A 12,738-nucleotide genomic window follows, 5' to 3' on the forward strand; every position below is an offset into this window, starting at 1 on the left:
GACAAGTCGTCATTTTGAGCCGGAGGAACGTTAGTTCATGTATTCTCTAGTATAAAAATCGAAACCTATACTTCCATTTTCTTCCCCTGGATTCCGCAACGCGATATAGCGCGGTTCCCCAAGTCGAAACTGTGATTTGGCTAACAAATCACGTGATTCTGAACACATTAGCCATATTAACCGGAAATCAACGATAAGGCGCAGTTAATGCCAAAGTTAATGCCAAGTGTCACAAAGATACGACAGTGCGCCCTAAAAAGATCGATAAAAGTTTCAGCAAACCGGCGAGGCTAATTTTAAGCTGTTTTGCGCTTTCCGGCCCGTTATGGCCCATTTTAAGCAGATTAAAAGCCCCGCCGCCCATCCTGCCCCCACGAAACGATCCGGTCACGAGCGGGTTATAGCCCCGTCGATGCCCGGACATGGGGCGTCAGATGCGGTTGTCAGGTCATTCGCGCGCGTGGCGCGAGGTCATACTCGCGTGCGGGTTACTCTGGTTCGGAACGGCCGACCTCAGGGCCGAAACGCCGGGGTCTTCCGGCGCCCAGGATTTGGTCCAGAAATCGGCCGAGCCGTTCGGGCTTGCGGCATCCGCCCTGTCCGATGGCGGCCTGCGCCAGAAGTGGCTCGGCGTGCAGCGCCGTCTCGACGATGAAATGGTGCAGCTCGCGCTCTGCGAGGGCGACCGCGACGGCTGCTTGTCCCCGGCCGCGCTGCAATTCCTCACCATTATCGATGCGGCAAAACTTCGCGAAGGCCGCGCCCGGCTTGGCGAGATCAATCGCGCGCTCAATCTCGCCATCAGGCCGGTCAGCGATCTCAAGCAATATGGCGAGATCGACGTCTGGACGTCGCCGCTGGCGACGCTGGCAAGGGGCGGCGGAGATTGTGAGGATTACGCAATCGCGAAATTTGTTGCGTTGCGGCTGGCCGGCATCGCGCCGGACGACCTGCGGATCGTGATCATGCACGACACCATCCACGGCGAGGACCATGCCGTTGCCGCCGCACGGCTGGATGGGCACTGGCTGACACTCGATAACCGCCGCATGGCGATGGTCGAGGATTCCGACGTCAGGAATTACCGGCCGACCTTCGTGATCGACCGGCATGGCGTCATGCAGTACGGCGATGCGCCGCTGCTCGCCGGCACAACCGGCCGCGATCTTGCTTCTCCGGTTGCCGTGACTTCGCTGGCCGAGCCCAGCCAGATCCGTCCCTGAGCCGATCCGCCGCGCAAGCCGATTGACAGCCGCCTTGCAATTTCATTTCGTTGCGGCGATTGAAAAGCCGCTTCGGTCGCCGCCAAACGAACGTTGCGGCTGAACTTGCCAAGCGCATTCGTTGCGGGGCCTTTGTTTTTTGGGACAGGAATTTGAATGCGCGTGATGATGCTGGCTGTCGTCGCGGCCCAGGTTGGACTGCTGTATCCCGCCTGCGCGGATACCGAGGCGGAAGCCGACCGGTCGCTGCGCGAGACGCTGCCGCTCTATGAAGAGAACCGTTGTGCCGACATCAAGGATACGGCGGGACAATTGTTCTGCGGCGATCCCGAACTGCAGAGCGCCGGTGCCCGGCTGAGCAATGCATTGCAGGACCGGATCAACCGGATTGCCGATCGCCGGCTTGCGGTCGAAGAGAACGTGGAATGGATCAGAGGCCGCAATTTGAGTTGCGGGATATTTGGCGGACTAAGTGTCGCAAGCCGGAACATCCAATCGGTCAAGGCCTGCTTGTTGAAAGAGACGGAGGAGCGGATCGAGATATTGGCCGATCCGAACTTCGATTGCCTGGCGAACAACACCACCGCCGGCATGCTGATCTGCAGCGATCCCGCCCTGGCGATCGCCGACAGGGAGCTCGACGGTCACGTTGTCGCGCTGATCGCCAAAATGAAGGACGACGAAGCCAAGGGAGCCTTCGCCGAATACGCCAGATGGATCCGGGCCCGCGACCGCAAGTGCCATCTGGCCGACAAGGACAACGTGCCGCTGGACGAATTGTCGCCGTCGGAAGGCTGCCTGGCGGACGATATGAGCCGGAAGACAGCCGAGATCATCGCGGCCAAGGGTGACCCGAAACGGGTGTTCGGCAAGTCCGAGCTTTCGCCCGCCCCCGATGCCGACGCGGTCGATCTGTGTATCGCGCAGATTCATTCAGCCAATGCCTGCGGCGATTTCCTGCGCGTAAGCCGCATCATCCAGCTCGATACCGAAGTGTCGGCGGAGGCCGCCCTGGTGACGGCCGAAGTGGAAATGAAGGTTCTCTCGCCATTCGCCGTCTGCAGCCCGATCGCGTCGACCTGCACCGGAACCTGCTGGGACTTGGGCTCGGGGCAGGCAAAACCGTCGCCGGGAAGCCGGGAGAGCCTGCCGCTCGCGCACCGGCTTAGAATCGAGAAGTCATTCGCGTTTCAGAAGGCCGACAACGGCTGGCGCTGCAACACCGGTACGCTGCAGCCGATCGAACTCGGGGTCGCGCTGAGCGGGCCGTAGCGGGCCATCGGGTCAAAAAGTAGCGATCGTCATTGCGAGGAGCCAACGGGTCGCGCGATTGCGCGCCCGATGACAGGCTCCGCGACGAAGCAATCCATTCTTTCTTTCCGGCGCAAGATGGATTGCTTCGCTTCGCTCGCAATGACGAGGTACATCGTTCTGAGCAGTCTCCTCAGAACATCAAATTGTCCTGCATCAGCACCCAGCGGCCGTTCTTGATCTGCTGGACCTGGGTGATGGTGCTGGCGAGATGGTTGGTCTTGGAGAAGATCGTCGGCGGCGAATTGAAGATATCCAGGAACTTGTCACCGGATTCCAGCGCGTCGAGCATTTTCTGACCCGTCAGATCCTTGCCCGCCTTGTTCGCGTAAAACGCGAACGTCGTTACCGCGTTGTAGCCGATGATCGCCTGGGTATTGGCGTCGGTGCCGAACATCTTCTTGTAGTTGGCCAGCCACTCCTTGACCTTGCCCTTGGCCGTATCCTCGTAGGGAATCTCGAAAGCGGCGGCGGCGTAGAGGCCTTCGACCGCGTCCTTGCCGAGCGCCGGCACGTCAAGCACGTTGGTCGGCGTGGCGCCGAGGAAGGTGACGTCCCAGCCGAGCTTCCTGGCTTCGCTCATCGCGCCGATGGTCTCGCGGATCACGGTGCCGAGCACGACGAGATCGCAGCCGTCGGACTTCATCTTGGCGACCTGGGCGCTGAAATCGGACGCGCCGCGCTTGTAGGTCGTCACCGAGGCCGCCGGCACCTTCATCGCGTCGAGCTGCTGCGTGAAGCCGTCGAGCACGTTTTTGCCGTACTCGTCGTCCTGGTGCATGATGCAGGGCTTTTTGAAGCTCTTCGCCTCCATCATGTATTTGAGCGCGGCGCGCGTGCTCTCGACATAGGGCAGCAGATTGTTGAACTTCAACCGCTCCTGCGGCTTGGCCGGATCGAACTTGAAGGTGAATTCGGCCGCCGTCAGCGGGAACAGTTGCAGCACGCCGGCGTCAAACAGGATATCCTGCGCAGCCAGCACGGTCGGCGAGCCCATCGGCCCGACCATGGCGAAAACCTTGTCGCGCTCGATCATTTTTTGCGACGCCAGCACCGCCTTCTTGGGATCGTAGCCGCTGTCCTCGAGGATCATCTTGATCTTGCGGCCGTTGATGCCGCCGCTCGCATTGATCTCCTCGACCGCCATCTTCATGCCGTTGGAAACCGGAACGCCCCAGACCTTGATCGGCCCGGACAGATCCTGATGGGTGCCGATCACGATCTCGGTCGCCGAGATGCCTTCATTGGTGACCTTGGTTTGGGCCGCGGCCGGCAGACCGGTCAGCGCCAGCGCGCTCGCCGCAAGGCACAACGCCCATAACGATTTCGACATTTCAATCCTCCTGGTTGGCCCGTGTTGAGCGAAGGGTGGGGCCTTGTTGTCCTTCGCCGCTTTCGATGCGTCGCTCCAAAGGTCCTGACGGCCTTTACGCCACCGCCCGTTCGCCATACATGGCGTCGATCTCGGCGGCGTAACGCCTGTTCACGAAACTGCGCTTCAGCTTCATGGTCGGCGTCAGTTCCTCGTCCTCGGGCGTCAATTGACGCTCGATCAGGAAGAATTTCTTGATGGTTTCGACGCGGGCGAAATTGGCGTTGACCGCCTCGATCTCGCGCTGGATCAGATCCTGGATCTCCGTGGCACGGCACAGGCTCGCATAATTGGTGAAGGGAATGTCGTGGTCCTGCGCGAATTTTTCGACATTCTCCTGATCGATCATGACGAGGCAGGTCAGGTACGGCCGCTTGTCGCCGATCACAACGGCGTCCGAGACGTAGGGCGAGAATTTGAGCTGGTTCTCGATCTCGGATGGCGTGATGTTCTTGCCGCCCGAGGTGATGATGATGTCCTTCATCCGGTCGGTGATCTTGACGAAACCTTCATTGTCGATCGAGCCAACGTCGCCGGTGTGCAACCAGCCCTTGGCGTCGATGGTCTCCGCGGTCTTTTCCGGCTGGTTGAGGTAACCCATGAACAGGAAATCGCCCTTGATCAGGATTTCACCCTTCGGGCAAATCATCACCTCGCCCCAGGGGGCGGCCTTGCCGACCGACCCGAGCTTGATGCGGTCCGACGGCATCATGGTGGCGACGCCGCAATTCTCGGTCTGGCCGTAGACCTCGCGCATGTCGATGCCGAGCGCGAGATACCAGCGGATCAGGTCCGGCGCGATCGGCGCTGCGCCGGTGAAGGCGATCCGGCAGCGATCGAGCCCGAGCATGCGGCGGATGTTGCGGAACACCAGCCAGTAGGCGGCGTGGTTGGCAAGCTTCAGCGACAATGGCGGGGTTTCGCCCTGCAGCCTGCATTCGGTCATGCGATTGCCGATCGCGAGCGCGCGGCGGTACATCCAGTTCTGGAACGGGGTCGCGTCCTTCAGCGCGATCGTGATCCCCGAATAGAATTTCTCCCAGATCCGCGGCACCGCGAGAAACGCAGTCGGCTGCACCTCGCGCAGATTGTCGGGCACCGTTTCCGGGCTTTCGGCGAAATTCATCACCGATCCCAGCGCCAGCGAGATGTAGTACCCGCCGACCCGCTCGGCGACGTGGCACAGCGGCAGGAACACCAGCCGCTCTTCGCTATCGGTGGACGGAAACAGATCGTTGGCGTGGCGCATCTGATGCGTCACGCTGCGGTTGGAATGCATCGCACCCTTGGGCGGACCTGTGGTGCCGGAGGTATAGACCAGGATGGCGAGATCGCCGCTGCTGCGGCTAGCGACCATCTGATCCCACACTGCTTCATTGCCCTGGGCGTGGTTGCGCCCCAACGCCATGAATTCGGCCAGCGACATCACCATCGGGTCGACAAAACCGCTCAGCCCTTCCATGTCGAACACGACGATCTTTTCCAGCGTCGGGCAACGCGCGCGACAGCTCAGGAGCTTGTCGAGCTGCTCTTCGTCTTCGGCGAAGACGACGCGGGTAGCGGAATCGTTTATGAGATATTCGATCTGCGCGGACGAGTCGGTCGGGTAGATACCGGAAGACACGCCGCCGGCGCAGAGGATGCCCATGTCGGCGAATACCCATTCCGGCACGGCATTGGCGATGATCGAGGCGACGTGGCCGGGGCGGAAGGCGATGGCGTGCAACCCGTAGGCAATATCCCTGGATATCTGCAGCCACTGCCGCCAGCTGGTCGGCTGCCAGATGCCGAATTTCTTTTCCCGGATCGCGGGCTTGTCGCCGCGCGTTTCAGCGGCCAGCAGAAAACTCTTCGCGATCGTGTCGGCAACCGTCAGCACTGCCGGTCCGGCCATGCTCGTTTCTCCCTCTCCCGATCCGCCCGGACGCCGGCTTGAGCCAGTCTTTTCCCGGAAACACAGCCTTAAACCTAACGCCAAGTCGCTCTCAGCGCCATGTTTTCTTCTTTTTCCAGCGCCGCTCACCCCGCGCGCCCTCTTCCTTGGCGCCCAGATAGAACTCCTGGATGTCCTTTGAATGCATCAGCCGCTCGCAGCTGTCGTTCATCACGACACGGCCGATTTCCAGCACGTAACCGTAATGCGCTGTCTCCAATGCAACCTTGGCGTTCTGCTCGACCAGCAGGATCGACATGCCCTGCTCCTCGTTGACCCGCCGGATGATGGTGAAGATCTCCTTCACCAGGATCGGCGACAGCCCAAGCGACGGTTCGTCCAGCAGCAACAGCGTCGGACGGTTCATCAGCGCGCGCCCGATCGCCAGCATCTGCTGCTCGCCGCCGGAGAGCTGGCCGGCCGGCTGGTTGAGCCGCTCCTTCAGCCGCGGGAAATAGCCGTAAACACGTTCGAGATCCTCGGCGACGCCGTCGCGGTCGCGGCGCGGATAGGCACCCATCATCAGGTTTTCGCGCACCGAGAGGAACGGAAACACTTCGCGTCCTTCGGGCACATGGCTGAGGCCCAGCCGCACGATCTTGTCGGCTTCCATGCGCTGGATCGGCTTGCCGAGGAATTCGATCGAGCCCTTTTGCGGATCGAGAATGCCAGAAATTGTTTTCAGCACCGTGGTCTTGCCGGCGCCATTGGCCCCCAGCAGGGTGACGATCTGCCCGCGCGGCACCTCGAGGCTGATGCCGCGGATCGCCATGATCGGCCCGTAGTAACTCTCGATGTTGCTGAGCTTCAGGATGATGTCCGGCGTGCTCATGGCATCATCCTCATGCGCCGAGATAGGCGGCAACGACGTCGGGATGGCGCTGCACCTCGGCCGGCGAGCCCATCGCCAGCACGCGGCCGTAATTGAGCGCGATCACGCGGTCCGACACCCGGTTCACCAGCGTCATGTCGTGCTCGACCATCAGCACGGTGATGCCGAGCTCGGTCTTCATGTCGCGGATCCAGAACGACATGTCGCCGGTCTCCTCGACATTGAGCCCGGAGGACGGCTCGTCGAGCAGGATCAGTTTCGGCTCCGAACACAGCGCGCGCGCCAGTTCGATCACCTTGCGCACGCCGTAGGGCAGCCCGGAGATCAGCTTGTCGCGGTAGGGTTCGAGATCGAGGAATTCGATCACCTGCTCGACCCGGCGGCGATGGGCTTTTTCGCTGGCGCGCACGCTCGGCAGGAACAGCAGTTCCTGCCAGAGTTGGGTGGTGGAGTGGCGGTGGCGGCCGACCAGCAGGTTGGACAGCACGGTGGCATTCTCGAACAGTTCGATGTTCTGGAAAGTGCGGGCGATGCCCAGCCTTGCGATGTCGTAGGATGGCTGCTGGGTGATATCCTGGTCCTCGAAGAAGATCTTTCCCGAGGTCGGCGGATAGATCCGCGAGATCAAATTGAAGATCGAACTTTTTCCGGCGCCGTTGGGCCCGATGATCGAGAGGATCTCGCCCTTCTCCACCACAAAACTGACGGCGTCGACCGCTTTCAGGCCGCCGAAATGCAGGGACAGATTCTCGGCGCGAAAATAGCTCATCGGTTCCGCTCCGATTTCACGTAGATCTTCTGCCGCTTGAAGGTGGCGCGCTTGTAGAGCGGGAACAGCTGGAAGAAGAGCTTGATCTTCAACCAGCGGCCGTAGAGGCCGAGCGGCTCGAACAGCACAAACAGCACGATGATGATGCCGTAGATCGCGCCCTTTAAGCCGTTGGCGGACGCAATGGCAGCGACCTTGTCCTGAACATGCGCCGCAGTTTCCTTGCCTGCGCCGAGCGTCGCTGCCATGCCCGATATCACGCCGGGCATATCGTCCTTGAGGTAAGTCAGGAACGGATCGATCATGACCAGGAAGATCGCGCCGAGCACCGCGCCGTGCAGGCTGAAGGTGCCGCCGATCAGGATCACGATGATGAACTCGATCGAGAGCTGCAGCGTGAACATTTCCGGGCTGATGAAGGACAGTTTGTGGGCGAACAGCACGCCGGCAAATCCGGTAATCGCGGCGCTGATCGCAAACGACTTGACCTTGTAGAGCGAGACGTTGATGCCCATGCTGCGCGCTGCCGTCTCGGAGTCGCGGATCGCGACGAAGGCGCGGCCGGTCGGCGAGCGCAGCAGATTGAGCGTGCCGACGATGGTCAGGATCAGGAGGCCAAGACAGAGGAAGTAAAAGGCCGGACTGTCGCGCGGCACGGATGTGCCGAGCATCTGGATGGTCTTGACCCGCATGCCCTCGTTGCCGTTGGTCACGCTTTCCCAGCGCGCCAAAATCTCCTCGACGATGAGGGCGAAGGAGATCGTTGCGATCACCAGATAGATGCCCTGCAGCCGCAACGCCGGGAATCCGACCAGCGCGCCGACAACGCCGGTCAACAGCCCGGCAGCGAGAAAATAGACCGGAAACGGAACGTTGAATTGCTGCAAATACGCCGCCGTATAGGCGCCGATGGCGAGAAAGGCGGCGTGGCCCAAGGATGCCTGCCCGGTAAAGCCGGTGAGGATCAACAGCCCGACGCCGACAGTGGCGTAGATGCAGACGAACACCAGCTGGCTCATGATATAGCTGGAGAGCACGAACGGCGCGATCACCAGCAGCGCGAGCAGGATGCCGTAAGAGACGAAATACCCGCTGTGCGGCACCAGCCGGATGTCGTCTTCATAATCGGTCTTGAACAGGAACCGCATCTTAAACTTTCTTGCGCATGTGAACGCCGAACAGGCCTTCGGGCTTGAGCAGCAGCACCACGAGCAGGACGATGTAGGGCGCGACATCCTTCCAGCCCTGCGCCAGATAGAAGCCGGCCATGCTCTCGATCACGCCGATCAAGACGCCGCCGACCACCGCGCCCGGGATCGAGCCGAAGCCGCCGAGCACCGCGGCCGGAAATGCCTTTAACCCCAGCACCAGCCCGACATTGGAATGAATGAAGGTGATCGGCGCCAGCAGCACGCCTGCGCAGGTGGCGACCGCGGCCGATATCGCCCAGACGATCGACACCACGCGCTTGACCGGGATGCCCATGTAATAGGCCGCCAGCATGTTCTCCGAACTGGCGCGCATCGCGGTGCCGAGCGTGGTCCGGTTGAAGAACAGATAGAGCAGCGCGCACAGGATGACGGTCGCAGCGATCACCGAAAGCTTGTCGTAGGCCAACACCAGCGAGCCGATCCGCAGCACGCCCTGGCTGAACGGCGTCTCGATCTTGAAGTCGTCGGTGCCCCAGATCATGCCGACGACGGAGCGCAGGAAATATCCGAGCCCGATCGTCGCCATGATGATGGAGAACTGCGGATAGCCGAGGATCGGCCGCACCACCACGCGTTCGGCGAGCATGCCGAATAGCGCCATCGCCGCGACCGCACCGGCAAAGCCGATCCAGTAATTGAGGCCGAGGATGCCGATGAAGGTGAAGGCGAAGAAGCCGCCCAGCATCATCAAATCGCCCTGGGCGAAATTGACGACCTCGGTTGCCTTGTAAACGAGCACAAAGCCAAGCGCGATCAGGCCGTAAACGCAGCCAAGCGCGATGCCACTTACGAGCTGCTGAACGAAGTCCAGCATCGCTTCCCTCCCCCGGATGCGCGGCGATTCTGACGATCGCCGTTTCGCATCCCGCTTCCGCGCCCTTGGAAGCGCTGAAAGCCGCATATGTCCTGCCCAATTGAGCCAAAAGCGCCGATCCCTGTCAACAAAGCGCTGGTTGCGGGACCTAGTCACTATTGCGGAGAAGCGGCCGCGGTGCGGTATTCGCCAATATCGCCGCGATTTGCCGCCGGCGATTCACCGTGCCGAAACGGTTTCGGTCCATGGTCCGGAAGCGACAACGCAAACTGGATTGTCCCGAAATCATGACACCCGATGTATCAGCGCTGCAGGTGCGAGGGTTAACGAAGCGTTTTGACCGCCCCGCGGTCGATGCGCTCGATCTCACCGTCCGCACGGGCGAGTTTTACGCCCTGCTCGGGCCCAACGGCGCCGGCAAGACCACGACGCTGCGTATGGTGGCCGGCCTGCTGCGGCCCGACGCCGGATCGGTCTCCATTCTCGGCATCGATGCCTTGAACGATCCCGTCGCCGCCAAGCAGATCATGGCCTGGGTGTCGGACGAGCCGATGATTTATGACAAGCTGACGCCGCTGGAATATCTCGAATTCGTCGCCGGCCTGTGGGGCATCGACCCCAGGGTCTCCGAACCTTCCGCGCACAATCTTCTGGTCTCACTCGGGTTGGAGCCGCATCTGCACGAGCGCTGCGAAGGATTTTCCAAGGGCATGCGCCAGAAAGTTGCGCTGGCCGGCGCACTGGTCCACGACCCCCGGCTGATCATCCTGGACGAGCCGCTCACCGGTCTCGACGCGTTGTCGGCACGTCACGTCAAGGGACTGCTGCAGGAGCGCGTCCGCGCCGGCGCCACCGTGATCATGACGACGCATATTCTGGAAGTCGCCGAACGGATGGCCGACCGGATCGGCGTCATCGCCGCGGGCCGGCTGATCGCCGAAGGCACGCTCGCCGAGTTGCGCCAGCAGAACGGCAAGAACGACACCAGCCTCGAAGACATGTTCATCGCGCTGGTCGACACCGAGGCTGCCGCCGCATGAGCTCGACGGCCGATCTGACCTGGTTTGCCCGGCACGAAATCCGGCTGGCATGGCGCGAATGGCTCGCGATGATGACGGGCGGCCGCGGCAAGCGAAAGCGCGCCGCGATCGGCCTGCTTATCTTTGCCGCCATCTTGCACCTGCCCGCCTATGCGGTGATCGGCCGGTTCGCCGACCTGAAGCTTCCGCTCGACAAATCGCAGCTGATCGTCATCACCGCGACCATCTTCCTGGCCTGGGCTCTGATGCTGTCGCAGGCGATCGAATCGGTGACGCGGGTGTTTTATGCCCGCGCCGACCTCGATCTGATCATGTCGTCGCCGGTTCGGCTGGCCAATATATTTTCGGTCCGGATCGCGGCGATCACGTTATCGGTCACCGCGATGGCGTTGCTGCTGTCGACACCCTTCGTCGATGTTCTCGTGATCGGCGGCGGCATCAGATGGCTGTCGGCCTTCGGCGTCGTCATCGCGATCGGCGTGTCGGCCACGGCGGTGGCGATCGTGATCACGGTCCTGCTGTTTCGATTGATCGGCCCGAGCCGGACCCGCCTCGTCGCGCAGATCGTCTCCGCGGTGATCGGCGCCGGTTTCGTCATCGCGCTGCAGGTTGCCGCGATCTTTTCCTACGGCACCTTGTCGCGGTTCGCGGTTCTGACCTCGGATGCCGCGACGGCCTTTGCCCCCGATCTCGACAGCCCGGTCTGGTGGCCTGCCCATGCAGCGCTTGGCAATGGTGAGGTGCTGGCGCTGCTGCTGGCCTCCAGTCTCGTGCTGCTCGGCGGCGTCATGGCGGTCCTGTCGCCGAGGTTTGCCGACACCGTGGTTCGCGTCGCGGCCACCGCAACGACGGTGCAACGGGGAACGCGCGTGACCGCGTTCCGCGCCGGCTCGCGGCAACAGGCGCTGCGGTGGAAGGAATTTCTGCTGCTGCGCCGCGACCCCTGGCTGGTTTCGCAGAGCCTGATGCAGCTGCTTTATCTGGTGCCGCCGGCGTTGATGCTGTGGCGAAGCTTTTCCGAGACTTCAGCCGCCATCGTGCTGATCACGCCGGTCATCGTAATGGCGGCAGGCCAGCTCGCCGGTGGTCTCGCCTGGCTGACGATCTCGGGCGAAGACGCCGCCGCCCTGGTCTCGACCGCCCCGATGCCGCCCTCGCGCGTGACTCGCGCCAAGATCGAGGTGGTCCTGATCGTGATCGCCGTCATCTTCGCGCCACTGGTAACAGCGCTGGCATTTGCCTCGCCGCTGCAGGCCGCCGTCACCGCGCTTGGCGTCATCATCGCGACCATATCGGCCGCCGCGATCCAGCTCTGGTTCCGGGTCCAGGCCAAACGCAGCCAGTTCCGCCGCCGCCAGACCTCGTCGCGGCTGGCGACCTTCGCGGAAGCCTTTTGCTCGATCGGCTGGGCCGCGACCGGCGCACTGGCGCTCTCGATGCCGATTGCAGCGGTTGTCAGCGGCCTGATGACGGCAGGGATTTTGGCCGCGACGTGGAAGATCAGCCCGCGACGGGCGTGAGCCGGTTCACCTCTTGTTGGTAAGGCTATTTTGCCTTACATTAGTCACCAGGAGGCTTGTCATGGGCATACTCACTGTTACCGCCAAAGGCCAGGTCACGCTACGCAAGGATGTGCTGGAGCATCTGGGCGTGCATCCCGGCGAGAAAATCACCGTAAGCAAGCTTCCTGACGGCCGGATCGAGGTAAAGGCGGCGCGGCCGACAGGCAAAATTTCAGATCTTTTCGGCAGCTTGAAAGCGAAGAGAAAAGGCCGACCCCTGTCGATCGAGAAGATGAATGAGATCATCGCCCGAGGCTGGGCTGGCAAACGATGAAGATCACTGCCGATACCAACGTGCTTGTACGGGCGTTGACCGAAGATGATCCCGAGCAGAGTAGAGCAGCTCAGATTGCCTTGAGCAAAGCCGACATCGTTGCGCTGACGATACCTACGCTTTGTGAACTGGTCTGGGTGTTGCGAAGTTACAGGATCCAATCGAGCGACATTGCAGGGACGCTTCGAGGTCTGCTTAACGGGGCCAACATCGTGGTGAACCGGCCCGCAGCGGAAGCCGGACTGGCGCTGCTCGACGCAGGCGGCGACTTTGCCGATGGTGTTATCGCCTACGAAGGAAGCTGGCTCGGTGCCGACACTTTCGTCTCTTTCGACAAGCGAGCTGTCAAGTTAATCGTGGGACAGGGCCAGTCTGCACGGCTGCTGTCTTAGCGCGG

Annotated in this window: 12 protein-coding genes; 6 read left to right on the forward strand and 6 right to left on the reverse strand. The window is 61.8% G+C overall.

The annotated features are described in order from the left end of the window. Positions 1–434 precede the first annotated feature (434 nt). Both NL528_RS41770 and NL528_RS41775 read left to right on the forward strand, forming a co-directional pair. A complete protein-coding gene (locus NL528_RS41770) occupies positions 435–1,223 on the forward strand; it encodes a transglutaminase-like cysteine peptidase (RefSeq protein ID WP_375144109.1) in 789 nt (262 codons plus the stop codon). Between the two features lie 156 nt (positions 1,224–1,379). After that, positions 1,380–2,495, forward strand: coding sequence for a lysozyme inhibitor LprI family protein (locus tag NL528_RS41775; protein WP_309180164.1), 1,116 nt, complete (start codon positions 1,380–1,382; stop codon positions 2,493–2,495). A 172-nt stretch (positions 2,496–2,667) separates the two neighbouring features. Here the strand turns inward: NL528_RS41775 and NL528_RS41780 are convergent, their stop codons facing one another. The 6 genes from NL528_RS41780 to NL528_RS41805 form a co-directional block, all read right to left on the reverse strand. Next, a complete protein-coding gene (locus tag NL528_RS41780) occupies positions 2,668–3,867 on the reverse strand; it encodes an ABC transporter substrate-binding protein (RefSeq protein WP_309180165.1) in 1,200 nt (399 codons plus the stop codon). A gap of 94 nt (positions 3,868–3,961) precedes the next feature. Beyond that, a complete protein-coding gene (locus NL528_RS41785; protein ID WP_309180166.1) occupies positions 3,962–5,800 on the reverse strand; it encodes an AMP-dependent synthetase/ligase in 1,839 nt (612 codons plus the stop codon). A gap of 91 nt (positions 5,801–5,891) precedes the next feature. After that, positions 5,892–6,671: an ABC transporter ATP-binding protein gene (locus tag NL528_RS41790; RefSeq protein WP_309180168.1), complete on the reverse strand. Its 780-nt coding sequence runs from the start codon at positions 6,669–6,671 to the stop codon at positions 5,892–5,894. A gap of 10 nt (positions 6,672–6,681) precedes the next feature. Then, positions 6,682–7,440 carry an ABC transporter ATP-binding protein gene (locus tag NL528_RS41795; protein ID WP_309180169.1) on the reverse strand — a complete coding sequence of 253 codons (759 nt, stop codon included), beginning with the start codon at positions 7,438–7,440 and terminating at the stop codon, positions 6,682–6,684. Then, the gene (locus tag NL528_RS41800; protein WP_309180170.1) at positions 7,437–8,588 is read right to left on the reverse strand and encodes a branched-chain amino acid ABC transporter permease; all 1,152 of its coding nucleotides are present in this window, start codon (positions 8,586–8,588) and stop codon (positions 7,437–7,439) included. Before NL528_RS41800 ends, NL528_RS41795 begins: the two co-directional genes overlap by 4 nt. 1 nt (position 8,589) lies before the next feature. Then, positions 8,590–9,465, reverse strand: coding sequence for a branched-chain amino acid ABC transporter permease (locus NL528_RS41805; RefSeq protein ID WP_074278053.1), 876 nt, complete (start codon positions 9,463–9,465; stop codon positions 8,590–8,592). Between the two features lie 287 nt (positions 9,466–9,752). Between NL528_RS41805 and NL528_RS41810 the strand changes: the two genes are divergently transcribed. From NL528_RS41810 to NL528_RS41825, 4 genes are all read left to right on the forward strand, one after another. Further along, a complete protein-coding gene (locus tag NL528_RS41810) occupies positions 9,753–10,505 on the forward strand; it encodes an ABC transporter ATP-binding protein (protein ID WP_309180172.1) in 753 nt (250 codons plus the stop codon). Beyond that, complete coding sequence (locus tag NL528_RS41815) at positions 10,502–12,025, forward strand: permease (RefSeq protein ID WP_309180174.1); 1,524 nt, start codon at positions 10,502–10,504, stop codon at positions 12,023–12,025. The genes NL528_RS41810 and NL528_RS41815 overlap by 4 nt, the downstream gene beginning before the upstream one ends. Before the next feature lie 61 nt (positions 12,026–12,086). Beyond that, a complete protein-coding gene (locus NL528_RS41820; protein WP_309180175.1) occupies positions 12,087–12,341 on the forward strand; it encodes an AbrB/MazE/SpoVT family DNA-binding domain-containing protein in 255 nt (84 codons plus the stop codon). After that, positions 12,338–12,733 carry a type II toxin-antitoxin system VapC family toxin gene (locus NL528_RS41825; protein WP_309180176.1) on the forward strand — a complete coding sequence of 132 codons (396 nt, stop codon included), beginning with the start codon at positions 12,338–12,340 and terminating at the stop codon, positions 12,731–12,733. The genes NL528_RS41820 and NL528_RS41825 overlap by 4 nt, the downstream gene beginning before the upstream one ends. Positions 12,734–12,738: the final 5 nt, after the last annotated feature.

Source organism: Bradyrhizobium sp. Ash2021, assembly GCF_031202265.1.
In the GTDB taxonomy this organism is placed as follows: domain Bacteria; phylum Pseudomonadota; class Alphaproteobacteria; order Rhizobiales; family Xanthobacteraceae; genus Bradyrhizobium.

Excerpts from the sequence above, each read along its gene's own strand:
- NL528_RS41770 (WP_375144109.1), top strand. The coding sequence starts at position 435 with ATGCGGTTGTCAGGTCATTCGCGCGCGTGGCGCGAGGTCATACTCGCG.
- NL528_RS41775 (WP_309180164.1), top strand. The coding sequence starts at position 1,380 with ATGCGCGTGATGATGCTGGCTGTCGTCGCGGCCCAGGTTGGACTGCTG.
- NL528_RS41780 (WP_309180165.1), bottom strand. The coding sequence starts at position 3,867 with ATGTCGAAATCGTTATGGGCGTTGTGCCTTGCGGCGAGCGCGCTGGCG.
- NL528_RS41785 (WP_309180166.1), bottom strand. The coding sequence starts at position 5,800 with ATGGCCGGACCGGCAGTGCTGACGGTTGCCGACACGATCGCGAAGAGT.
- NL528_RS41790 (WP_309180168.1), bottom strand. The coding sequence starts at position 6,671 with ATGAGCACGCCGGACATCATCCTGAAGCTCAGCAACATCGAGAGTTAC.
- NL528_RS41795 (WP_309180169.1), bottom strand. The coding sequence starts at position 7,440 with ATGAGCTATTTTCGCGCCGAGAATCTGTCCCTGCATTTCGGCGGCCTG.
- NL528_RS41800 (WP_309180170.1), bottom strand. The coding sequence starts at position 8,588 with ATGCGGTTCCTGTTCAAGACCGATTATGAAGACGACATCCGGCTGGTG.
- NL528_RS41805 (WP_074278053.1), bottom strand. The coding sequence starts at position 9,465 with ATGCTGGACTTCGTTCAGCAGCTCGTAAGTGGCATCGCGCTTGGCTGC.
- NL528_RS41810 (WP_309180172.1), top strand. The coding sequence starts at position 9,753 with ATGACACCCGATGTATCAGCGCTGCAGGTGCGAGGGTTAACGAAGCGT.
- NL528_RS41815 (WP_309180174.1), top strand. The coding sequence starts at position 10,502 with ATGAGCTCGACGGCCGATCTGACCTGGTTTGCCCGGCACGAAATCCGG.
- NL528_RS41820 (WP_309180175.1), top strand. The coding sequence starts at position 12,087 with ATGGGCATACTCACTGTTACCGCCAAAGGCCAGGTCACGCTACGCAAG.
- NL528_RS41825 (WP_309180176.1), top strand. The coding sequence starts at position 12,338 with ATGAAGATCACTGCCGATACCAACGTGCTTGTACGGGCGTTGACCGAA.